Origin of the sequence: Nonomuraea wenchangensis, from assembly GCF_900111685.1 — a bacterium.
GTDB classification, from domain to species: domain Bacteria; phylum Actinomycetota; class Actinomycetes; order Streptosporangiales; family Streptosporangiaceae; genus Nonomuraea; species Nonomuraea wenchangensis.
This window is the reverse complement of sequence record NZ_FOHX01000001.1, coordinates 795,146-817,314: the sequence shown is the minus strand read 5'-3', so window position 1 is coordinate 817,314 and position 22,169 is coordinate 795,146. Positions and strand designations below refer to the sequence as shown.

19 protein-coding genes and 1 pseudogene are annotated in these 22,169 nt (G+C 72.8%); 10 read left to right on the top strand and 10 right to left on the bottom strand.

Features of this window, described 5'->3' with window-relative positions; translation table 11 throughout:
* The first annotated feature begins 25 nt into the window (after positions 1-25).
* The gene (locus BMW85_RS03965) at positions 26-622 is read left to right on the top strand and encodes a TetR/AcrR family transcriptional regulator (protein WP_218155643.1); all 597 of its coding nucleotides are present in this window, start codon (positions 26-28) and stop codon (positions 620-622) included.
* A gap of 34 nt (positions 623-656) precedes the next feature.
* Here BMW85_RS03965 and BMW85_RS03960 read toward each other — a convergent pair whose 3' ends face one another.
* The 3 genes from BMW85_RS03960 to BMW85_RS03950 are packed head-to-tail and all read right to left on the bottom strand — an operon-like array spanning position 657 to position 4,213.
* Positions 657-2,255 (bottom strand): ATP-binding protein, encoded by a 1,599-nt coding sequence (locus tag BMW85_RS03960; RefSeq protein ID WP_218155642.1) that lies wholly within the window; start codon positions 2,253-2,255, stop codon positions 657-659.
* A 21-nt stretch (positions 2,256-2,276) separates the two neighbouring features.
* Positions 2,277-3,032, bottom strand: a complete 756-nt coding sequence (locus BMW85_RS03955; RefSeq protein ID WP_091076856.1) for an SDR family NAD(P)-dependent oxidoreductase — start codon at positions 3,030-3,032, stop codon at positions 2,277-2,279.
* Entirely contained in the window at positions 3,032-4,213 is a 1,182-nt protein-coding gene (locus BMW85_RS03950; protein ID WP_091076853.1) for an acyl-CoA dehydrogenase family protein, read from the bottom strand. The genes BMW85_RS03955 and BMW85_RS03950 overlap by 1 nt, the downstream gene beginning before the upstream one ends.
* Before the next feature lie 89 nt (positions 4,214-4,302).
* Between BMW85_RS03950 and BMW85_RS03945 the strand changes: the two genes are divergently transcribed.
* A complete protein-coding gene (locus BMW85_RS03945) occupies positions 4,303-5,655 on the top strand; it encodes an enoyl-CoA hydratase-related protein (protein ID WP_091076851.1) in 1,353 nt (450 codons plus the stop codon).
* An 82-nt stretch (positions 5,656-5,737) separates the two neighbouring features.
* On the top strand, positions 5,738-6,850 hold the full coding sequence (locus tag BMW85_RS03940) for a CaiB/BaiF CoA transferase family protein (RefSeq protein WP_091076849.1): 1,113 nt from the start codon (positions 5,738-5,740) through the stop codon (positions 6,848-6,850).
* Positions 6,851-6,880: 30 nt separating this feature from the next.
* Here the strand turns inward: BMW85_RS03940 and BMW85_RS03935 are convergent, their stop codons facing one another.
* From BMW85_RS03935 to BMW85_RS03925, 3 genes are read right to left on the bottom strand one after another with little or no spacing between them, the layout of a single operon-like run.
* Positions 6,881-7,714, bottom strand: a complete 834-nt coding sequence (locus BMW85_RS03935) for an SDR family NAD(P)-dependent oxidoreductase (protein ID WP_091076846.1) — start codon at positions 7,712-7,714, stop codon at positions 6,881-6,883.
* A gap of 46 nt (positions 7,715-7,760) precedes the next feature.
* The gene (locus tag BMW85_RS03930; RefSeq protein WP_091076843.1) at positions 7,761-9,395 is read right to left on the bottom strand and encodes a class I adenylate-forming enzyme family protein; all 1,635 of its coding nucleotides are present in this window, start codon (positions 9,393-9,395) and stop codon (positions 7,761-7,763) included.
* Positions 9,380-10,189, bottom strand: a complete 810-nt coding sequence (locus BMW85_RS03925; protein ID WP_091076841.1) for an enoyl-CoA hydratase/isomerase family protein — start codon at positions 10,187-10,189, stop codon at positions 9,380-9,382. The genes BMW85_RS03930 and BMW85_RS03925 overlap by 16 nt, the downstream gene beginning before the upstream one ends.
* Before the next feature lie 116 nt (positions 10,190-10,305).
* Here BMW85_RS03925 and BMW85_RS03920 point away from each other — a divergent pair, with 116 nt between their 5' ends.
* From BMW85_RS03920 to BMW85_RS03895, 6 genes are read left to right on the top strand one after another with little or no spacing between them, the layout of a single operon-like run.
* Positions 10,306-11,184 carry a branched-chain amino acid ABC transporter permease gene (locus BMW85_RS03920; protein ID WP_091076838.1) on the top strand — a complete coding sequence of 293 codons (879 nt, stop codon included), beginning with the start codon at positions 10,306-10,308 and terminating at the stop codon, positions 11,182-11,184.
* On the top strand, positions 11,184-12,995 hold the full coding sequence (locus BMW85_RS03915) for a branched-chain amino acid ABC transporter ATP-binding protein/permease (protein WP_091076836.1): 1,812 nt from the start codon (positions 11,184-11,186) through the stop codon (positions 12,993-12,995). Before BMW85_RS03920 ends, BMW85_RS03915 begins: the two co-directional genes overlap by 1 nt.
* On the top strand, positions 12,992-13,687 hold the full coding sequence (locus tag BMW85_RS03910; RefSeq protein ID WP_091076834.1) for an ABC transporter ATP-binding protein: 696 nt from the start codon (positions 12,992-12,994) through the stop codon (positions 13,685-13,687). Before BMW85_RS03915 ends, BMW85_RS03910 begins: the two co-directional genes overlap by 4 nt.
* 36 nt (positions 13,688-13,723) lie before the next feature.
* Positions 13,724-14,935: an ABC transporter substrate-binding protein gene (locus tag BMW85_RS03905; RefSeq protein WP_245774590.1), complete on the top strand. Its 1,212-nt coding sequence runs from the start codon at positions 13,724-13,726 to the stop codon at positions 14,933-14,935.
* Positions 14,936-14,952: 17 nt separating this feature from the next.
* The gene (locus BMW85_RS03900) at positions 14,953-16,101 is read left to right on the top strand and encodes an acyl-CoA dehydrogenase family protein (RefSeq protein WP_245774589.1); all 1,149 of its coding nucleotides are present in this window, start codon (positions 14,953-14,955) and stop codon (positions 16,099-16,101) included.
* On the top strand, positions 16,091-17,044 hold the full coding sequence (locus BMW85_RS03895) for an acyl-CoA dehydrogenase family protein (protein WP_091076827.1): 954 nt from the start codon (positions 16,091-16,093) through the stop codon (positions 17,042-17,044). Before BMW85_RS03900 ends, BMW85_RS03895 begins: the two co-directional genes overlap by 11 nt.
* 54 nt (positions 17,045-17,098) lie before the next feature.
* On the opposite strand, the gene BMW85_RS03890 is transcribed toward BMW85_RS03895, so the two are convergent.
* The 4 genes from BMW85_RS03890 to BMW85_RS03875 are packed head-to-tail and all read right to left on the bottom strand — an operon-like array spanning position 17,099 to position 20,875.
* Positions 17,099-17,875: a FadR/GntR family transcriptional regulator gene (locus BMW85_RS03890; protein WP_218155641.1), complete on the bottom strand. Its 777-nt coding sequence runs from the start codon at positions 17,873-17,875 to the stop codon at positions 17,099-17,101.
* A gap of 35 nt (positions 17,876-17,910) precedes the next feature.
* On the bottom strand, positions 17,911-18,735 hold the full coding sequence (locus tag BMW85_RS03885) for an SDR family NAD(P)-dependent oxidoreductase (protein WP_091076823.1): 825 nt from the start codon (positions 18,733-18,735) through the stop codon (positions 17,911-17,913).
* Positions 18,732-19,838: an acyl-CoA dehydrogenase family protein gene (locus tag BMW85_RS03880; protein WP_091076821.1), complete on the bottom strand. Its 1,107-nt coding sequence runs from the start codon at positions 19,836-19,838 to the stop codon at positions 18,732-18,734. The genes BMW85_RS03885 and BMW85_RS03880 overlap by 4 nt, the downstream gene beginning before the upstream one ends.
* On the bottom strand, positions 19,835-20,875 hold the full coding sequence (locus BMW85_RS03875) for an acyl-CoA dehydrogenase family protein (protein WP_091076818.1): 1,041 nt from the start codon (positions 20,873-20,875) through the stop codon (positions 19,835-19,837). Before BMW85_RS03875 ends, BMW85_RS03880 begins: the two co-directional genes overlap by 4 nt.
* 175 nt (positions 20,876-21,050) lie before the next feature.
* Between BMW85_RS03875 and BMW85_RS52460 the strand changes: the two are divergent.
* Positions 21,051-21,722, top strand: a pseudogene (locus BMW85_RS52460) (DUF262 domain-containing protein); the annotation flags it as partial.
* Positions 21,723-22,169: the final 447 nt, after the last annotated feature.

The window sequence follows — 22,169 nt, the reverse complement described above, 5'->3', positions numbered from 1 at the left end:
CGTCGGTATGTCAAAGAGGGGCGGAATGACCAGGACCGAACAGAAGGAGCGCACCCGCCGCGTGCTGCTCGCCACGGCGAGGCGCCTGTTCGCGGCCCGGGGCTACGCGGGGGTGGGGCTGGCGGAGCTCGTGCGGGAGTCCGGCGTCACCAAAGGCGCCCTCTACCACCACTTCTCCGGCAAGACCGACCTCTTCCGTGCCGTACTGGAAGAGGTGCAACGCGAGGTGGCCGACCGGGTGGCCGAGGCCGCCGAGGCGGAGGACGACCCGTGGACGCAGCTCAAGGCGGGGTGCGCGGCGTTCGTCGCGGCGGGCGCCGACGCGGAGGTGCAGCGGATCATGCTGATCGACGGCCCCGCGGTGCTCGGCTGGAACGACTGGCGCGCGATCGACGAGGCCACCAGCGTCCGGCACCTGACCGATGCCCTGACCGTCCTCGTCGCGGACGGCACCCTGCCCGCCCAGCCGGTAGCGCCGCTGGCCCGGCTGCTGTCGGGGGCGATGAACGAGGCCGCGCTGTGGCTGGCGCAGTCAGCCCCGGCCGACCTGGCCGACACCCAGGCGGCGCTGTCGCGCCTCCTCGACGCCCTGCGTGCTTCGCCCGCCCCGCCCGAATCATGAGGACACGAGGCGCCCCAGGTGAGGGCCGGGACCGTCACACGCGCAGAATGGTGACCTGGCGGCCGGCGGGTGTGGTGGTGTGCTCGAAGACGCCGCGTTCGTGCCAGGGTGGGGCTTCGGGGCGGCGGTTGAAGATGACCAGGGAGCCGGTGGTGAGGGTGAGGCGGTCGAGGTAGCGGTCGAGCTGGGCGAGGCCGTCGTGGGTGGGGTCGGTCTCGCCTGGCCGCCAGACCTTGAGCTCCATGACCTCGCGCTGGATCAGGCGTTCGCCGTCGGGGCTGGTGTAGGGCCAGCGGATGAGGACGTCGAGGCGTTTGGTGCCGGCGGCGTACTCGCGGTCGAGGTGGCCGCCGCCGTTGACGAGGCGGTGCAGGAAGGCCATGAGGATGATGTGGCAGGCGGCTTCGTGGTAGCCCTCCTGCTGGATGAGGACTTCGCCGTGTTCGCGCCAGAAGATGACGAACTCCTGCAGCAGGCGTGGCAGGTCGAACCGGCCGTCGGGGAGCACGAAGCTGCGCGGCTCGGCCATGACGTACTGTTCGAACGGGTCTCCGAGCACGCGCAGGATGACCTCGCGGTAGATCGGGTTGGCCACTTCCAGCGGGGGTTTGAGCTTGATCAGGCCCAGGTCGCGGACGTAGGACAGGTCGCCGGAGAAGGTGGGGTCGGCCTGGGGGAGGGTGGCGGCGACCACGGGTTCGAGCACCCGCTTGACCCGTGGTTCGTGCAGCCGGGCCACCAGGGAGTCCAGGTGGGTGGCGCGCGCCCGGATGAGCCGCTCCTTGGCCTCCTCCACCCGCTCACAGGTGACGGCGCCGGTCACTTTCATCTGGAAGGTGATCTCATGGGCGAGGGCGTTGACCAGCCATGGCTGTCCTTGGGTGAGTTCGTGGACCCGGTCCACCGCGTCCTTGGTGAACTCCTGCCCGGTGGCCTGGGTGTGCTTGCCGTAGAGCTCGGCGATGTCGTCGGCGGTGAAGTCGCCCAGGCGCAGCGACTCGGCGACGATGTTGAACGGGCTGGCCGGGTTCGACCTGTCAGAGACGCCGCCCGAGGCGACCTTGTAGTCGCGCACGTCGCGTAGCCCGCACAGCACCACCGACGAGGGGAACGGACGTCCTTTCGGCCGCGCGTTGTGGCCGTCGCGGAGCTGGCTGAGGATGCTGACCATGCTGTTGCCCTGCAGGGCGTCGATCTCGTCGAGGAACAGCACCACCCGGCGCGGGCTGCGGCGGCACCACTCACGCAGCGCCGCACGGAGCCGGCTGCCCGGGGAGGACTGCGGCCAGGGGTTCGGCGGCAGCAGTTTCTCTGGCCATCCCGACTCTTCGGCGGCCTCGCGGAGGGAGTCCAGCAGAAGCGACTCCGCGGCGGCGTAGTCGTCGCCGGCCGCCTTGGCGCTCTCGCAGGAGAGCATCAGTGCGGCGATGTCGCCCTGGGCGTTCAGCTCGGAGGCCAGGGTGTCCAGGGTGGTCGTCTTGCCGGTCTGCCGGGGCGCGTGCAGCACGAAGTAGCGATCCATCTCGATGAGCACGCGCGCCTGGGGGAGCCGCTGCGTGGGCGGCAGCATGTAGTGGCGAAGGGGGTCGCAGGGGCCGGTGGTGTTGAAGTATCTCGCTCTTGGTGGCCGCATGGTCACATTCTGCCACCGATTTCACTCGGGCTCACACGCGTGAGCGTGCGCCGCCCGGAGCGCGCCGTCCATCCGGATGACCTCGCCGTTGAGGTAGTCGTGGTGAATGATCGTCAGTGCCAGGTGGGCGTACTCGTCCGGGCGGGCCGGCCGGCGCGGGAACGGGACGCCGGCCACCGGCCCCTCACGCAGCCCTGCTGATGGCTCGACGACGCCAGGGGCGATGGCGTTGACCCGGATGCCGTACCGGGCGAGGTCGCGCGCCGCCGGCAGGGTCAGCCCGACGATGCCTCCCGCCGCCGAGGAGTACGCGGCCTGCCCGATCTGCCCCTCGTAGGCGGCGACCGAGGCGGTGTTGACGATCACGCCGCGCTGGCCGTGCTCGTCCGGCTCGGTGCGGGCGATCGCCTCGGCGGCCAGGGCGAGCACGTTGAACGTACCGACGAGGTTGACCTGCACGACCCGCGCGTACAGGTCGAGGTCGTGCACGCCGTTCCCGTCCAGGATCCGCGCCGACGGGCCGATGCCCGCGCAGTTGACGACCGCGCGCAGCGGCAGGCCGGCGGCGGCCGTGGCGACGGCGGCCCGTACCTCCTCGGGGCTGGTGACGTCGGTGGGGAGGTACTCCACCCCCCGCACCCGGTCCGCGGCGTCGATGCTCTGCTTGAGGTCGAGGACGAAGACCTCCGCGTCCTCCTTGGCCAGCAGCTCGGCGGTCGCGGCGCCGATGCCGGAGGCCCCGCCGGTGACGATGACGGCGGTGTGGGCGACCTGCATCAGTGCTTCTCCCTGCCGAGCGCGGTAATCGCGGACGAGGTGTTCCCGGCGAGCGAGCGGCCGATGACCATGCGCTGGATCTGGTTGGGGCCCTCGAAGATCTGCATGACCTTCGCCTCGCGCATGTAGCGCTCGACCGGGAAGTCGCGGGTGTAGCCGTAGCCGCCGAGCACCTGTACGGCGTCGGTGGTGACCTTCATGGCGTTGTCGGTGGCGACCATCTTGGCGATGGACGCCTCCCGCCCGAACGGCAGGCCGAGGTCCTTCAGCCGGGCGGCGTGCAGCGTCATCGCGCGGGCGCTCTGCACGGCCGCCTCCATGTCGGCCAGCAGGAACGCCAGGCCCTGGTGCTCGATGATCGGCCGGCCGAACGTCGAGCGCTCCTTCGCGTACGCCACCGCATGGTCGAGCGCGCCCTGGGCCAGGCCGGTCGCGACGGCGGCGATGCCCAGCCTGCCGGAGTCGAGCGCGGCCAGCGCGATGCGGAGACCGTCGCCCTCCGCGCCGATCCTGCGCTCGACCGGCACCCGTACGCCGTCGAACCGCATCGTCGCGGTCGGCGAGGCGGTCAGCCCCATCTTGCGCTCGGGCGGGTCGGCGCTCAGCCCCTCGGTGCCGGCCGGGACGAGGAAGCAGGAGATGCCCCTGCGGTCGTCGGAGGTCCGCGCCATCACCGTGTAGAAGTCGGCGTGCCCGCCGTGCGTGGTCCACGCCTTCGCGCCGGTGAGCACGTAGTCGTCGCCGTCGCGGACGGCGCGGGTGGTCATGGCGGCGGGGTCGGAGCCGGCGTGCGGCTCGCTCAGGCAGTACGCGCCGAGCAGGTCGCCGCCGAGCATGCCGGGCAGCCAGGCCCGCCGCTGCTCGTCGGTGCCGAAGCCGGCCAGCCCGAAGCAGGACAGTACGTGCACGCTGGTGCCGACGGCGACGCCGGACCAGACCCGGGCGATCTCCTCCAGCACCCGCAGGTACACGTCGTAGGGCTGGCCGCCGCCGCCGTGCTCCTCGGGGTACGGCAGGCCGAGCACGCCCATCGCGCCGAGCGTGCGGAACACCTCGCGCGGGAACTCCTCGTCCGCCTCGGCCTTCGCCACGCGGGGGGCCAGCTCCCCGTCGGCGAGGTCCCGGACGACCTCGATCAGGTCGGCGCTCTCTTCGCTGGGCATGACGTGCGACGCGGGCATCCAAGCTTCCTTCGGCGCGAAGTACGGAATCGAGTACCAAAGTATCAGAAACTGTACTGTCCGCCAGAGGGTGCCGTAGAGTCGGTGCCATGCCATCGCCCGACAGGAGCCGCACCCGGCCCGAGGAGACATTGGCGCAGCTCCGCGAGCTGTTCCTGGCCGAGGGGTTCGCGTCGTTCAACATCGGCGATCTCGCCGAACGGCTGCGCTGCTCCCGCACCACGCTGTACGCGGTGGCGCCCAGCAAGGAGCAGATCGTGGTGGCGGTCGTCCGCTCGTTCTTCAAGACGGTGACCGAGCGCATCGAGGCCAGGGTCGCCGCCTCCGGTGACCCGGCCCGGCAGCTCGCCGTCTACCTGGAGGCCGTCGCCGCCGAGCTGCAGCCCGTCTCGGCCGCGTTCCTCGCGGACGTGGCCGCCTTCGGCCCGGCCAACGAGGTCTACCAGGAGAACACCCGTTACGCGGCGGAACGGGTGCGGAGCCTGGTCACGGAGGGGGTCAGGGCCGGGGTGCTGCGTTCGGTCCACGCCCCGTTCGTGGGGACCGCGGTGGCCGAGGTCATGAACTCCATCCAGCGCGGCGCCGTCCAGTCGGCCACCGGGTTCGACGCCGCGCAGTCCTACCGGCACCTCGCCGACCTGGTCCTCGCCGGCCTGGCCACCGCGCCGGCCGACGAGCGGGCGGTCACCGGCGGCTCGCTGCGCTACGAGGTCGCCGACGGGGTGGCGACCATCGAGCTCGACCGGCCGGAGTCCTCGAACGCGCTCGACCTGCCCACGGCGCGGGCGCTCGGCGACGCCGCCGAGGCCGCGGCGGCCGACCCCGGGGTGCGCTGCGTGCTGCTGCTCGGCCGGGGTCGCAACTTCTGCGCCGGCGGCGACGTCACCGCCATGCACGGGGCCGCCGACCGCGCCGGCCACGTGCTGGAGCTGGCCAGGACGGCGCACCGCGCGGTGCTGGCCCTCGCCGGGCTGGAGGTGCCCGTGGTGGCCGCCGTCCAGGGCGCGGCGGCGGGCGCCGGACTGGCGCTCACCCTGGTGGCCGACGTGGTGCTGGCCGGCGAGTCGGCGACGTTCCTGACCGCGTACGCGCAGGCGGGGCTGACCCCGGACTGCGGCACGTCCTGGCTGCTGCCGCAGGTGGTGGGGCTGCGCCGCGCGCTCACCCTGACCTTGACCGACCGCCGGCTGACGGCGGCGGAGGCCGCCGACTGGGGGCTGGTCACCGACGTCCACCCCGACGAGGAGCTGGCCGAGGCGGCCAGGCAGGCGGCGGCGCGGATCGCGGCAGGGCCGTTCCCCGCGCTCGGCCGGACTCGGCGCCTGCTCCGGGACGCGCCGGCCCGGTCGCTGGCCGACCAGCTCAGCATCGAGGCCGCGACGATCGCCGAGACCGCCGCGTCCGCCGCCGCCGGAGCCCGGCTCGACGCGTTCGTGAAGTGAACGGCAAGCGCAAGTGGTTCGTGAACGGCAAGCGCAAGTAGTTCGTGAACGGCAAGCGCAAGGAGAAAGGCGGAACCCCCCGATGAAGGACGGCCCCCTGGCGGGACTGCGCGTGGTGGAGCTGGCCGGGCTCGGCCCGGCCCCGCACGCGGCGATGGTGCTCGCCGACCTCGGCGCCGACGTGGTCAGGATCGAACGGCCGGCGGGCCGCGGGCTCCGGTTCGGCGCCCCGGGCGCGACCGACGCCGTGCTGCGCGGCCGGCGGCCGGTCCACGCCGACCTGAAGTCCGCCGAGGGGCGGGCCGTCGTCCTCGGCCTCGCCGAACGCGCGGACGTGCTGATCGAAGGCCTGCGCCCCGGCGTCGTGGAACGGCTCGGCGTGGGCCCCGACGTCTGCCTGGCCCGAAACCCTGGCCTGGTCTACGCCCGGATGACCGGATGGGGCCAGGACGGGCCGTGGGCCGGCCAGGTCGGCCACGACATCAACTACATCGGCCTGACCGGCGCGCTGCACGCCATGGGCCGTGCCGACCAGGCCCCGGCGCCGCCGCTCAACCTGGTCGGCGACTTCGGCGGCGGCTCCATGCTGCTGCTCGTCGGCGTGCTGGCCGCGCTGTTCGAACGCTCCCGCTCCGGCCGCGGCCAGGTGATCGACGCCGCCATGGTCGACGGCACCGCGCTGCTCAGCCAGATGACCCTCGCCCTGCGCGGCATGGGGGCCTGGCGCGACGAACGGGAGGGCAACCTGCTCGACGGTGCCGCGCCCTTCTACGACACCTACACCTGCGCCGACGGGGAGTACGTCGCGGTGGGCGCGCTGGAGCCGCACTTCTACGCGGCGCTGCTGGCCGGGCTGGACCTCGACCCGGACGAGCTGGGCGAGCAGAACGACCCGGCCAACTGGCCGGCGATGCGTAAGCGGTTCGCCGCCGCGTTCGCCTCCAGGACCCGCGACGAGTGGGCCGCGCACTTCGCCGGCACCGACGCCTGCGTCACTCCGGTGCTCAGCTACGCCGAGGCCCCGGGCCATCCGCATCTGGCGGCGCGTGGCACGTACGCCGAGGCGGACGGCGTGGTCCAGGCGGCCCCGGCGCCCAGGTTCTCCCGCACCCCGGCCGCCCCGGTGGCCCCGGTGCCGCGGACGGCGGCCGACGCGGCGGACGTGCTGCGCGAGTGGGACCGGCCGGCGAGCTGACCGCCGCGCCAGGAACAGGAAGGCGCCTGATCAGTCCGGCCCGGCTGCGGCGGCACCGCCGAGCCGGGCCAGGGCCGCCGCGATCGACGCGGCCGGATCCCCTGCCGCCCAGCCGGTGACCGGAGCAAGGACCTCCGGCGCGTACACGCCGAGCTCCGCGCCGTCGAACCGGACGATCCGGCCGGTCACGCCGCGCGTGGCGTCGCTGAGCAGCGCGACCACCACCGGCGCCACGTCCCCGGGCGCGCCCAGCGCGGGCCGGTCGGGCCGGGTGTCCAGCGCCGCCATGCCGGTCTCGGCCAGCGGCGACACGGCGTTGACCCGGATGCCGGCGGACGCGCAGTCCCGCGCCCAGCCGGCGGTCATCGCGGCCACCGCCCCCTTCGTGGCGCCGTAGGCGCTCATGCCGGGGAGGCCGAACCGGGCGCCGGACACGACCGTGACGATCGACCCGCCGCCGCCCCGCCGGACCATCGCCCGCATGGCGTGCACCGCCGCGAACTGCACGCCGAGCACGTTCACCTCGGTGATGCGCCGCAGCCGTGCCTCGTCCTCCTCCCACGGCGGGCCGTGGTGGGTGATCCCGGCGTTGGCGACAAGGCCGTCGAGCCGGCCGAACTCCAGCTCCGCCGTCCCGGCCAGCCGGGCCGCCACCTCCCACGACCCGGCGGAACCCGGTTCGGCCACCGCGTGCCCGCCGGCGGCGGCGATCTCCTCGGCCACGGCGTGCGCGGCGGCCCCGTCCACGTCGTTGACCACGACGGCGGCGCCGTGGGCGGCGCAGGCGAGCGCGTACGCGCGTCCCAGGCCCCGCCCGGCACCCGTCACGACGACACAACGCCCGTCCAGCAGGCCACCGCCCATCAGCCCGCCCCGCCCGTCAGCCCGTCCCGTCCATCGAGCCCGGCCATCAGCCGGTCTCCGCGTCGAACAGCTTGACCACCGCGGCCTTGTTGATCTTGCCGGTCGGGTTGGTCGGCAGCGAACGGACCACCCGCAGCAGCTCCGGCTGCTTGTGCCGGGCCAGCCCCTGCCCGGTCACCGCGCGCCCGACCTCCTCCAGAGTCAGATCCACCCGATCGGAGACCACGGCCGCCCCGATCCGCTCCCCGAGCCGCCCACCGGGCACCGGGACGATCGCCACGGCCGCCACGTCGGGATGCCGCACGATGGCCTCCTCGATCTCCCTGGCCGAGAACTTCTCGCCGCCCCGGTTGATGACGTCCTTGAGCCGCCCGGTGATCCGCACCTGCCCGTCGGCGGCCAGCGAGCCGAGGTCCCCGGTACGGAACCACCCGTCAGGGGTGAACGCGTGCGCGTTCAGCTCCTCCCGCACGTACCCGAGCATCATCTCGGGGCCGCGCAGCAGCAGCTCGCCCACCTCGCCCGGCGCGACGTCCCGGCCCGAGGAGTCCACGGCGCGCAGCTCCACGCCCGGCGCGAGCCGGCCGTCGGTCTCCGCCCGGAACTCCATCGGGTCCAGCTCGTTGGGCAGCGTCGCGGTGGGCAGTTCAGTCATGCCCCACGCCCGGTACGCCGCGATGCCCAGCTCGCCGGCCTGCCGGATGAGGTCGGGCGGCACCGCCGCGCCGCCGCAGCAGTACTGGCGCAGCGGCGACCGGTCCCGCCCTTCGGCGGCGTACACGCCGAGCAGCTCACGCAGGAACGGCGTGGCGCCGGCCATGTACGTGGCGCCGGTCCGGTCGGCCAGCTCGGCGCACGCGGCCGGGTCCCACCGTTCCATCAGCACGGCGGTCGCCCCGACCCGGCAGGGGATCATGAAGCCCTGGAGGAGGCCGGTGATGTGCGTGATGGGGGAGGCCATCACCATGCGGTCGCGGAAGGTCAGGCCCCACTCGACGACGGTCGTGCGCAGCTCGTGCCGCAGCCCCGCCACGGAGTGCACCACGCCCTTGGGCTCGGACTCGGTGCCCGAGGTGAACAGCACCAGGCAGGGGTCCTCGGGGGCGGCGGGCTCGATCCCGGACGGCAGCGCCCCGGGGCCCTCGCCGTCCGCCGCCCGCCAGCCCGCCGACCGGCCGGTGGTGAGCAGCCGCGCGGCGGGTTCGTGCCCGAGGTCGCGCAGCGCCTCGTCGAACTCGTCCGGGTAGGCCCGCCGCCGGTCGTCGCCGTACGTGACGACGGCCGCCGGCCGGATCTGGTCCAGTACGGCGCGCAGCTCGCGCGGGCCGTACAGCGGCACGATCGGGCTGCTGATCGCCCCGATCCGCCAGATCGCCGCCGCGACGGCGACGGCGTGCGGGCCGGTCGGCAGCAGCCAGCAGACCGCGTCACCCGGCCGGACCCCGCCGGCGAGCAGGGTGCGCGCGACCGCGGCGGACGTGGCGGCCAGCTCGGCGAAGCTCGTCTCGCCGCTCGCGGTGATGATCGCCGGCCGGTCCGGCCAGCGCGTCGCCCCGTGGTCCAGCAGGTCGCCGATGCGTTCCTCGGTGCGGAAGCCCCGGCGCCGCCAGGCGTCCGTGAGCTCGGGGGCGACCACCCGCGGCCTGCGCCTCCAGTCGGCGGCCCTCATGACGTCGTCCACTTCGGCTCGCGCTTGTCCAGGAAGGCGGCGGGGCCCTCGACGGCGTCCGGATGGTCCCGGTGCCGCCGGATCAGCTCCCAGCCGAGGTCCATGTGGGTGGCGACGAGCCGTTCCTCGAACGCGCGCAGCACCCGGCGGCTGAGCCGTACGGCCTCCGGCGAGTTCCGACCGACCAGCTCGGCCAGCTCCATCCCGCGGCCGGCCAGCGCGTCGGGCTCGACGACCTCGGAGACGAGACCGGCGCGCTCGGCCCGTTCGGCGGACAGCGACTCGTGCCGGCCGAGCAGGACGAGGCGGGTCAGCAGGTCCGGCCGCATCCGCAGCCGGAGCTGCAGCGGCTCCAGCGCGGACACCTGGCCGACGCTGACGTGCGGGTCCAGGAAGCGGGCCGATGTCGAGGCGATGCAGATGTCGGCGTCGGCCACGAAGTGCAGGCCGCCTCCCGCGCACACCCCGTTCACCGCGACGATGACGGGGATCCCGAGGCGCGGTCCGGGCAGGAAGTCGAGCTCCTCGGCCGCGGTGTCGCCCACCTGCACCCTCGGCACCGAGAGCATGGACACGTCGGCCCCGGCGCAGAACGCCTTGCCCGCGCCGGTGAGCAGCACCGCGCGCAGCTCAGGCGCCCCGGCGGCGGCCCGCCACAGGCCGGCCAGCGCGTCCATGAGCTCGTCGTCGAGGGCGTTGGCGGACTCCGGGCGGTTGAGTGTCACGACCAGTGTCCCGCCGACGACGGTGCTGAGCAGCACCCCGTCGGCACGTTCCAGGTCTGCTCCGCCGCTCTTGCTCGACACGGGCGCCTCCCCACGGGCGCCGGGACGCCCCTCCTTGACTGTCATCCAAATCATATATACGTTTCGCGCCATGGTGAAGAGAGACGACACATCCCGCTCCGGAACCGGGTCCCCCCATGCATGAGTTTCTCCAGACGGTGCTCGTGCCGGGTCTGGCGGACGGCGCGATCTACGGGTTGGTCGCGGTCGGCTTCGCCACGCTGTTCACGACGACCGGCGTCATCAACTTCGCCCACGGGCAGATGGTGATGCTCATGTCCATGTCGGTGCTGGTGGCGGTGGGCGCCGGCCTGCCGGTCTGGCTCGCGTACGTGGCCGCGCTCGCCGTGATGGTGGTGGTGGCGCTGACCGTCGAGTGGACCGCGGTGCGGCCGTTCGTGCAGTCGGGCCAGTCCGCCTCCTGGCTGCTGTCCACCCTCGCGGTCAGCGTGGTCCTGGCCGAGCTGCTGGCCGTCCCCTACAGCGGGGAGTCCCGCAACTTCACGTACGGCGTCAGCAAGCACCGCTTCGACCTGGCCGGACTGGCGGTCTCGCCCGCCGAGCTGACCGCGGTCGCAGCGCTGTTCGGCGTCGCCGGGCTGCTCCTCCTGTTCTACCGGCGCACCCGCGTCGGGCTGGAGCTGCGCGCGATCGCCGACGACCTCGACGGCGCGGAGGCGATCGGCATCTCCCGCGCCCGCGCCTCGCAGATCGCCACGGTGCTGTCCGCGCTGGTCGCCGCGGTGACCGGGGTGCTGGTGGCCTCCACCCAGCTCGTCACCCCGTCGCTCGGGATGTCGTACACCTTCTACGGGTTCGTCGCCACCGCCATCGGCGGCATGGGCAGCATCGGCGGCGCCGTCGTCGGCGGCCTGGTCATCGGCGTGGTCAGCCAGTTCGCCGGGGTCCACGTCGGCAGCCTCACGGTGAACCTGACGGTGTTCCTGCTGCTGGCCCTGGTCTACGTGGTGCGCCCGCACGGCCTGTTCGGCGCGGCGCCGGTGCGGGCGGTGTGATGTCGTACCTGCTCTCCGACCTGTCCCGGTCCCTGCGCGCCGCCGCGGCCCGCGGCCGTGACGCCACCCCCGCGCCCGTCCGCCGGGTGCTCGCCAGGCCCGTCGCGCACGGCGCGGCGATGCTGGTCGTCGCGACGGCGCTGCTCGCCCTTTGGGGCCCGCTCTCCTACAACGGCTACGTCCTGCAACTGGTGTGCCTGTACGCGGTCGCCACGCTGGGACTCAACATCACCACCGGCTACGCCGGCGCGCTGTCGCTCGGGCAGGGCGCGTCGTTCGCCATCGGCGCCTACGTCACCGCCGTCCTGGTGGTCTCGCACGGCTGGCCGATCTGGGCGGCGCTGCCGGTCGCCGCGCTCGCCGGGCTCGCCGCCGGGGCGCTGGCCGGGTTCCCGGCCGGCCGCCTCGGCGCGATCGGCCTGGCCATGATGTCGCTCGGCCTGATGCTCGTCGTCAACGACATGCTCATCCAGTTCCAGTCGGTGACCGGCGGCAACAACGGCCTGTCCGGCATCGACGCCCGGCTCTGGTTCGGCGGCGAGCCGGTCTCGACCCCGTGGGTCGTGGCGATCGTGATCGTCGTCGTGGCGAGCGTCAGCTACTGGCTGCACGCCCGCTACCGGACGTCCCGTCTCGGCCGGGCCACCGTCGCGGTCCGCGACGAGCCGATCGGCGCGTCCGCGCTCGGCGTCTCCGGCTACCTCACCAAGGTCGTCGCCTTCGCCGCCGGCTCCGCGCTCGGCGCGCTCAGCGGAGGACTGTTCTCCTACCTGTCCGCCTACATCTCGCCGGACGCCTTCTCCTCCAACCTGTCCATCCTGTTCCTGGTCATGGTGGTGCTCGGCGGCAGCGGCTCCCGGCTCGGCCCGGTCGTCGGCGCGGTGCTGCTCGTGCTGATCCCGCTGCGCCTCGACGAGTACCCGCACCTCAACAACCTGCTGTACGGCGCGCTGCTCATCGTGCTCATGCGGCTGCGTCCGCGCGGCCTGTTCAGCCGTACCGCGGCGCCGGCCCCCCAGGCGCTGCGCGACCTGGCCGCCACCCCGGAGGTGGAGGTGCCCGAACGCGCGCCGGGCGAGCCGATCCTGCGGGTCACCGACCTGCGGCGCAGCTTCGGCGGCGTGGACGCGCTCGGCGGGGTGTCGATGGAGCTGCGGCGCGGCGAGATCGTCGGCCTCATCGGGCCGAACGGGTCGGGCAAGACGACGCTGCTCAACGTCGTGTCCGGCCACTACCCGCCGACCGCCGGCCGCATCACCCTGCACGGGACCGACCTCGGCGGCCTCGGTGCCGCCGCCGTCGCCAGGCGCGGCGTGTCCCGTACGTTCCAGACCCCGAAGACGTTCCCCGGCATGAGCATCGAGGAGCACCTCGCGCTCCCGGCCGTCCACGGGGAACGTGACCAGGCCATGCGGGACGCCTGCCGGCGCGGCGCGCTCACCCTGCTGGAGCTCGGCGGCCTCGACCCGCACGACCCGGCCGCCGGCATGCGGGAGAGCAGGGAGATGAGCCACGGCCGGCTCCGCTTCCTGGAGGCCGCCATGGCACTCGGCACCTGTCCGGAGGTCCTCCTCCTGGACGAGCCCGCGGCCGGGCTGTCGGCCACGGAGATCGAAGGATTCGAGCGCGTCGTCAGTGACGTCGCCGCAGCGGGAGTGGCCGTCGTGATCGTCGAACACCATCTGGACATGATCAGCCGCCTGGTCGACCGGGTCGTCGTCCTCGACCTCGGCAAGGTGCTGTGGGAGGGCGACCCCGGGGACCTGCACGACGTGGACAGCGTCCGCGCGGCGTACATGGGGGTCGCGTGAACGGCGGCCGGCTCAAGGTGGACGCGCTCAGCGTCCGGTACGGCGGCGTCACCGCCGTCGAGGACCTGTCACTCACCGTCGAGCCCGGCACCTGCCTGGCCCTGCTGGGCGCCAACGGCGCGGGGAAGACCTCCACGCTGCGCGGCATCGGCGGGCTGGAGTCCGCCGCCGGCGGGGTCTGGCTGGACGACCTGCGCCTCGACAACCTCCCGGCGAGCAGGCGGGCCAGGGCCGGGCTCGGCCACGTGCTGGAGGGCCGGCACGTGTTCAAGAGCCTGTCCGTCGCCGAGAACCTCCGGGTCGCCGCCGCCCGCGCCGCCCGCAGGCCCGAGCTGGACCCGCTCGACCTGCTGCCCGAGCTGCGCCCGATGGAGCGGCGCCTCGCGGGCGGCCTGTCCGGCGGCCAGCAGCAGATGCTCGCCATCGCCCGCGCGGTGGCCGGCGCGCCCCGCGTGATCATGCTGGACGAGCCCACGAACGGCCTGTCGCCCAAGCTGGTCGGCCGGACCATCGAGATCCTCGCCGGCCTGCGGGACGCCGGGTTCGCCGTCCTGCTGGTCGAGCAGCGGGTCGAGGTCGCGCAGAAGCTGGAGGCCGACGTCGTGGTGCTGCGGCACGGGCACGTCGCGCACCGGGTGCGCGGCACCGACCCGGACCTGCCCGACCTGCTGCAGGCCGCCTACCTCTCCTGACCCACCCCACGAAATCCCCCCAGGAAGGACACCCCCATGAGGAAACGTGCCACAACGGGCACAGCCGTGGTGTGCGCGGCGCTGCTCGCGCTCGCCGCGTGCGGCGACGGCGGATCCTCCGGCGACACCGCCGAAGGCACCACCATCAAGATCGGTTTCGTCGGGGCGCTCACCGGCCCGCTCTCCCCGAGCGGCCAGAACTCGCTGGCCGGGCTCAAGGCCGGCGCCGAGTACGTCGAGCAGCACAACCCCGGCACGAAGATCGTGATCGAGCAGCGCGACACCAAGGGCGAGCCGACCGCGGCCGTCGCCGCCACCCGGGCGCTCGCCCAGGACGGCGTGTCCGCGCTCTACTTCACCACCGAGGCGTTCCCGCCCGTCCAGGACGTGCTCAACCAGGTCAAGGTACCCGGCGACACCGCCGGCGGCATCGGCTCGATCGCCGCTGACGTCGGCGACTCCAAGCGGTACAAGTACGCCTTCAGCACCGGCGCCGGCACCTCGGGCGAGACCTCGATCACGCCGCTGCTGGCGTACGCGGCCTCGGCCGGCAAGACGGTCGCCGTGCTCGACGACTCCTCGGCCTTCGGCACCTCGCAGACCAAGGACACGCTCGCCATCGCGCAGAGCCAGTTCCCCGACGTCAAGATCGTGCACGAGAGCTTCCCGAACACCGCCTCCGACGTCACCGCGCAGCTCAACAAGCTGAAGGCCGCGGGCGCCGAGTCGCTCATCGTCTGGTCGTACGGCGCCCCGCTGGTCGCCACCATGTCCAGCCTGAACAAGATCGGCTGGAACCCGCAGATGTCCGCCGTGCTCGGCATCGGCGACCCGGCCACCACCGAGCTCATCCCTGAGGGCATGAAGAAGACCCTCGCCGCCGGGCCCATCGCCAAGACGTTCCTGTCGTCCTCGACCGGCGACGCCTCGATCACGGCCGACTTCGTCAAGCTCTACCTCAAGGCCAAGGGCAAGACCGAGTTCAACGCCCTCGACTCGGTGGGCGCGGTCTCCTTCGACTGGGCGCTGCTGGTGACCCAGGCGTCGCAGCAGGCCAAGTCCACCGAGCCCGACGCGATCAAGAAGGCGCTCGTCTCCGGGGGGACCTTCAAGGGCGCCAACGGCACGTACACCTTCGGCCCCGACAAGCGCATCGGAATCGATGCCGACCAGCTCGGCGTCTTCGTACCCGCTCAGCCGTGCCCGGACGGCAAGTGTGTCGAAGCCGCCGTGAGTGCGGGGGAGTAATGCCCGAGGAGACCTCAGTGGATCTCCGGCTGGGAACGCGGGCGGACGCGTTGCGCGTCCGCCTGCGGGCCCTGCTGGCGGAGCTCCTCCCCGACGACTGGACGACGTCGTTCTCGCCGGACCCGGCGGTCCAGTCGGTGGTGACCAGGGTCGTCGAGCGTCTCGCCGAGGAGCAGCTCCTCACGCTCAGCTGGCCCGAGGAGTACGGGGGCGCCGGCACCGACATCTGGCAGCAGGCCGTCCTGCGGGAGGAGATGTGGGCGCACTTCGAGCCCCGCGGACCGCAGTACATGGGCCTGAACTGGGTCGGACCGGTGATCATGGAGGTCGGCACGCCGGAGCAGAAGGCGCTGCACCTGCCCGCCATCTCCTCCGGCCAGGCCGTGTGGTGCCAGGGGTTCAGCGAACCCGGCGCCGGCTCCGACCTCGCCTCGCTGCAGCTCGGCGCCGAGCTCCACGACGGCGAATGGGTGCTGAACGGCCAGAAGATCTGGACCTCGTACGCGGGACTCGCGCAGTGGTGCTTCCTCGCCGCCCGTACCGGCAGAGGAGCGGCCAAGCACGACGGCATCACCATCTTCCTGGTGCCGATGGACTCGCCCGGCATCCGGGTCGTACCGATCGAGTCGATCATGGGGGAACAGCACCTCAACGAGGTGTTCTTCGACGACGTACGCATCGGCCCCGAAGCGGTGCTCGGCGAGGTCGGCCGAGGCTGGGACGTCATCCGGCGGGTCATGAAGCACGAGCGGATCGGCATCTCCCGCTACGCCCGCGACGAGCGGGTGCTCGCCGCGCTGGCCGGCCACCCGTCCCTGGCCGAACCCGCCGCCCTGCACGAGTACGCCCGCGCCCTGGTGCACGCCCGGGTGGCCAGGCTGCTCAACTACCGCGCCGTCGCCCTGAACGACGCCGGCCGGCTCACCGACAGGGAGGCCTCCATCGCGCGGCTGGCCTCCATCCAACTCGACCAGGAGGTGGCCGCGCTGGCTCTCGACCTCTCCGGCGCCGACGCCCTCGTCCCCGACCCGTCGGCCGGCCTGCTCGGCCACGTCGAGGACGTCTTCCGGTACGCCCGCTCCGCGACCATCGCCTCCGGCACCATCGAGGTGCAGCGCATGCTCGTCGCCCGCTCCTCGATCGAGGGGGACCGGCGTGCGTCGTGACTGGCCGCAGGCGGCCGTCGCCTACGAGGAGAGCGTGACCAGGGCCTTCGACGCGCTCGGCGGGGTGGACCTCGCGCGCGCCGCCGAGGCGGACCGGACCCGGCGCGAGGCGCTCGCCGCGCCCGCCCTGGACCGGCTCGACCTGCGCGGCCTCGACCCGTGGGGCGAGGAGGACGAGTCGGCCGCCGTCATGCTGGCGGTCCGGGCGGCCGGCGCCGTCGTGCTGCCCTGGCCGCTCGCACACGAGCTGGCCGTGCCCGCCGACCTGCGCGGCGACGTCGGCGGCGTCCACCTGACCTCGGGGGACGTCGAACGGCTCGACCACGCCGACCTGCTGCGCGACGCCGTCGCCGTCGACCTGGACCGGGGCGTCGCCCGCCGGGTCACGGCCGGAGCGCCGCGCCCGGCGCCGCTGGACCCGTTCGCGTCCGGCGTCGTCCTCGGCCCCGAGGTGCCGGGCGTGGACGCGGCCCGGGTCACGGCGATGCGCATGCTGCTCGACGCCTTCTGGGTCACCGGCGCGCTCGCCACCGCCGCCGACCTGGCGGTGACGCACGCGCGGGACCGGCAGCAGTTCGGCAAGCCGATCGGCAAGTTCGGCGAGATCCGGTGGCGCGTCGCGGACCTGTCCCTCGCGCTCGACGGGCTGGAGGAGCTGGCGCTGCACGCGTGGTGGCTCGTCCGCAGGGGCGAGGCGCGCTCGGCCGACCTGCTGGCGCTGCGGGTGCAGATGATCGAGGCGGCGAACACGGTGCTGGCCAACGGGCACCAGGTGATGGGCGCCATGGGCCTGTGCGAGGAGCACGACCTCACCGTGATCGACCGCCACCTGCAGAGCGTGCTGCACCGGCCGGCCGGGCGGATCGCCTCGACCGGGCTGCTGGCGCGGGCCGTCGCGGCGGAGGGGTTCGACGGCGTCTACCCGGTGGCCGCCTGGCGGTAGCGCGAAGGCCGGTCAGGTCCAGGACCTGACCGGCCTTTTTTGTGCTCCTCGGTCTCAGTCGCGGGCGTCCATGCGCGGGTTGCCGTACTCGTCCAGCACCTGGACGGGCGGGGCGTCGTCGGAGGCGACGTACAGTTGCGACGCCTCCAGGTGCGCCCGCATGAGCTTGCCGGCCAGCGCCACGTCCCCCGCCCCGATGGCCTTCTCGATGGCGCCGTGCGCGCGCAGCACCGCGTGCCGCCGGTCCACCGGTGGGTAGCTCGCCTCGTCGGACGCCCGGCGGGCCCATCCCCGCTCCTGTACGCTCCAGACGCTCTCCAGCATCCCGACGACCACCCGCAGCGTCTCGTTGCCGGCCGCGTCCACCAGCCCTTCGTGGAACCTGACCGACGCCCCGGTGAACGCCGGCCCGTCCTCCACGACCTGCGCGGCCTCCTCGTTGAGCTGCCGCAGCCGTACGGCGACCGCCTCGTGGTCGTCGCGGCCCGCCGCGTGCTCAGCGCACAGCGGCTCCAGCAGGTTGCGGGCCGCCGCCAGGTCCCGCATGGGGGTGGCGCGCGCGTGCAGCAGCAGCCCCATGTGGTAGGCGGCCGACCCGGGGGCCGGGGCCTTGATGACGGTGCCGCCGCGCTTGCCGCGCCGGACCACCACCAGCCCTTCCGTCTCCAGGATGCGGAACGCCTCGCGCAGGCTCGGCCGGCTGACCGGGTACTCCTGGAGCAGCACCGGCTCCGTGGGCAGCTCCGCCCCGTCGGCGAGATCACCTTCCAGGATGCGCAGCCTGAGCTGCGCCGCCAGGGCCTCGGCCACCCGCGGTGTCCGCAAAGGCATGCGGCGGGGGCGTGGTGGGATCTCGGACTCGGTCATCAGAGTGTTTCACCGCCGTCGATGAAGATGGTCTGGCCGGTGATGAACGAAGCGAGGTCCCCCGACAGATGGACGGCCAGCGCCCCCAGCTCCCTGGGATCGCCGGTGCGCCGCATCGGGATGCGCTCCTTCAGCCAGGCCTGACCTTCTGGACTGTCGTGAAGAGCCTGCGTCATGCTGGTGCGGAAATGCCCCGGAGCGATGGTGTTGACGGTGACGCCGAAGGCCGCCCACTCCTTGGCCAGCGCCCGGGTGAGCTGGGCGATGGCACCCTTGGCGACCTGGTAGCTCACCGTCAGGTTGGCCGACCGGGCGACGCTGCTCGACGCGATGTTGATCACCCGGCCGCGCCTCCGCTCCAGCATCCCCGGCACAAATGATCTCACGAGGTGGAGCGATCCGCGGACGTGCGTGTCCAGCACCGAGTCCCACTCCTCGTCGGTCATGGCGACACCGGCCGGCCCCGAGCCCGGCTGCCCCACCTTCTCCCCGGCCGCCTCGTCCACGGGCAGCGGGACGACCGGCCGCTTCACCAGGTTGCCGGCGTTGTTGACCAGGATGTCGACGCCGCCCACCTCGGCCAGCACGGCGTCGCGCAGCCGGTCGAGGTCGGCGGGACTGCGGATGTCGGCGGGGAAGGCGTACGCCTGGCCGCCCGCGGCCTTGATCTCCGCCGCGAGGCTCTCCAGCTCCTCCGCGTTGCGGGAGACGCCGCACACCACGGCGCCCGCCCCGGCGAGCGCGGTGGAGATCGCCCGGCCGAGTCCGCGTCCGGCTCCGGACACGACGGCTGTCCGGCCCAGCAGGGGGTGGGTCTCTGTCATGGCGTGCCTTTCGGTAGTCCGAGCGTACGCTCCGCGATGATGTTGCGTTGGATTTCCGACGTGCCGCCGTAGATGGTGGCCGCCAGCGATTCGAGCCGCTCGTCGAAGAGCGCGGGATCGTCGAACGCCCGCGCCCCGGCGCTCTCCAGCGACAGCAGGGCCGCGCGCTGCACCGACTCCGAGCCGAGCAGCTTGAGAATCGACGACGCGGGGGACGGCAGGCCCGCCCACCGCTGGGCGGCGGTCCGCAGCCCGGTCAGCCGCACCCCCTCCGCGTCCGCCAGCGACCGGCCCAGCCGGACGAGCTGGTGCTCCGACAGCTCCGGCGCCGTCAGCGTCGGCTCCAGCGCGCGGGTGGTCTCCAGCCAGGTGTTGATCCAGATCATGTCCCGCTCGTGTTCGAGGCTGGACATGGCCACGCCCCAGCCGCCGTGCAGCGGGCCCAGCAGCGCCTCCTCCGGCACCTTCACCTCGTCGAGGAAGACCTCGCAGAAGGACTCGACCGCCGGCCCGGCGGTGCGGATCGGCCGCACCTCCACCCCGGGACTGCGCAGGTCGAGGATCAGGCAGGAGATGCCGCGGTGCGGCCTCGCCTCCGGGTCGGTGCGGACGTACAGCGCGCACCACCGGGCCTCGTCCGCCTGCGTCGTCCACACCTTCTGACCGCTCACGGTGAACACCCCGTCGGCGAGCGTCGCCGTCGTCCGCAGCGCGGCCAGGTCGGACCCGGCGCCGGGCTCCGACATGCCGAGCGCCCACCACTCGTCCCCGCGCGTGGCCGGCCGCAGCAGCCGCGCCCGCTGGGCGGCGGTGCCGTACGATCTGATGGCCGGCGCCGCGACCCCGGCGCCCTGGATGTTCATCAGCCGCGGCACCCGGCGGCGCGCGCCCGCGAGCTTGACGGCCAGCGCGTCGGGAACGCTCAGACCGCGCCCGCCCTCGCCCGGCCCCCACTCGGGGACCAGCCAGCCCGCGTCGAACGCGGCGGCCTGGTACTCGGTGCGCAGCTTCACGTCGCGGCGATAGTGCCGGTAGTTCTCGGCGTAGTCCGCGGGCAGGAAGCCGTCGAGGAACGCCTCGAACTCGGAGGTCACATCCGTCATCGGGAGATCCGCCTTTCGATCCGCGCCGCCGCCAGGTAAAGGGCGTCCGGCTCCCCGAGCAGGCAGGCCGTCTGGTGGGCGCGCCGCAGGAACAGGTGACAGTCCGCCTCGAACGTGACCCCCATGGCGCCCATGAGCTGGGTGAACAGCGACGTGACCCGCACGGCCGTCTCGGCCGCGACCGCGTTGGCCAGCAGACAGTCCCGGGGGTCCAGGCTCAGGGCCGCGCCGTAGACGAGGCTCCGGGCCCGCTCGACCGCCGTGTAGGCGTCCGCGAGCTGGTGCTTGACCCCCTGGAAGGCACCGATGGCCCGCCCGAACTGCCTGCGCTGGAGCACATGCTCGACGGCCCCGTCCAGGGCGCCCGCGGCGGTCCCGACGAGGTCGGCCGCGACACAGACCCGAGCCCCCGCCAGCACCCGCTCCAGATCACCGAACGCCAACTCCCGCCATTCGGCGGCGGCCACGCCCGTCTTGTGCCCGAGCCGGAACGCCGGAAGCGGCCGTGAGGGATCGACCAGAGTGTCCTGCTCGACCGCCTCAACCCCCTCACCCTCCGGATCCACCACGACGACCCACACCTGCTCCGGGCCTTGCACGACCAGGGTGAACGCGGCGGCACCATGACCGCCCAGAACGTGCACCCGCTCGACCCGGCACCGGCCGCCCTCGTCGACCACCCCTTCGGCGATCCCGAAGCCCGCGGGCGCCCGCCGGAACTCCTCCCGATGCACCCCGGCCGCGACCTGCGTACGGAACGCGAGCGCCGATGCCAGCAGGGGAGCGGTCAGCAGGGCGCGCCCGGCTTCTTCAAGCATGACCACCAGGTCGATCATCCGGCCGATCCCGCCGAGCTCCTCGGGTATCCCGATGTCGACGTAACCGCCCTCCGCGACCGTCTCCCACCCGCCCGCCACACCGCCGTCGAGTGCGGCCCGCATGACCGCCGGGCCGCGCAGCGATCGGAACTGGGCGCGGGCGGTGTCGGCGAGGGCGAGGCTGTCCTCGTCCGGGGCTAGAAGCTGCCAGTCCGTCATCTTTGTCCGGTTTCTCCTCGCTGGAGTGGGATCGCCGTCAAGGCAGATCGTACCGGATTTTCGCCTTTACCTGCATATGATTTAGATGTTAAACGAACCTTGTGGCCGCCCCTCAGTCGTCGTAACTTAATGTGCCTGCAAAGGCACTGCTTGCTTACATCGTGAACGGGACGGCATGAAGGCCAACGAAACCACCCTTCGCAAGCTCATCCAGGGCGACCAGCAGTTACTGGTCCCTCTCTACCAGCGCCAATACACCTGGGAACGCCCCCAGCTCACTCAGCTGTGGACGGACATCACCGCCCAGGTCGACGTGCTGGCCGAGCAGCGGCAAGACGCCCCCAGCCACTTCATGGGATCGGTCGTCCTCGCACCCGGCCCGGAGCTGGCGCCGAGCCGCTCCCAGTGGATCATCGTGGACGGCCAGCAGCGTCTCACCACCCTGATGCTCGCCCTCTGCGCCATCAGAGATCACCTGGTCGCCGAGGAGCCCAGCGCACGCGAGCGGATCAACGAACTCCACCTGATCAACAAGTTTCAGCAAGGCGAGTTGCGCTACCGGCTCCTCCCAACACAGAGCGACCGAGCGGCATTCAAGGCGTGCGTGGACGGCACGTCGGACGGCAGGTCCGACAGCCTGGTCGGCAACGCCTACCAGTTCTTCCGCAGCATGCTGAAGGAGTTCGACGATCCGGCCGACCCGCATGACATCGCGCGGGTGGAGTCGGTGCTGCTGGACCGGCTCAATCTCGTGCAGATCCTGGTGGAGAAGGACGACAACGCGTTCCGCATCTTCGAGTCGATCAACAACACGGGCATGCGGCTCAGCCAGGTGGACCTCATCCGCAACTACGTCTTCATGTGCCTGCCCACCCGTGGTCAGCACGTCTATGACGAGTACTGGAAGCCGATCCAGGACCAGCTGGACGCCAAGGCCATGGAACAACTGATGTACCTGGTGCTGGTCCTGCGGGAGGGCGGCGAGGCCCAGTACAACGCCGTCTACCGGGGGCATCAGCAGCTGCTTTTGACACTGTCCGGCGACGAGAGCCAGGTCGAGGCGTACGTCCAGGACCTGCACCGTCGCGCGCGGCACCTCAGCCAGATCCTGTTCCCCTCCGAGGATCTGCCGTTCGCCGGACGGCTGCGCTTCCTCAAGGAATGGCAGGCGTCCACGGCCTACCCGCTGATCATGCGCCTGCTCGAACTGCGGGAGGACGACCACATCGGCGACGAGGAGGTGAGCGAGGCGCTGACGTACGTCGAGAGCTTCCTCGTACGCCGCCTGATCGCG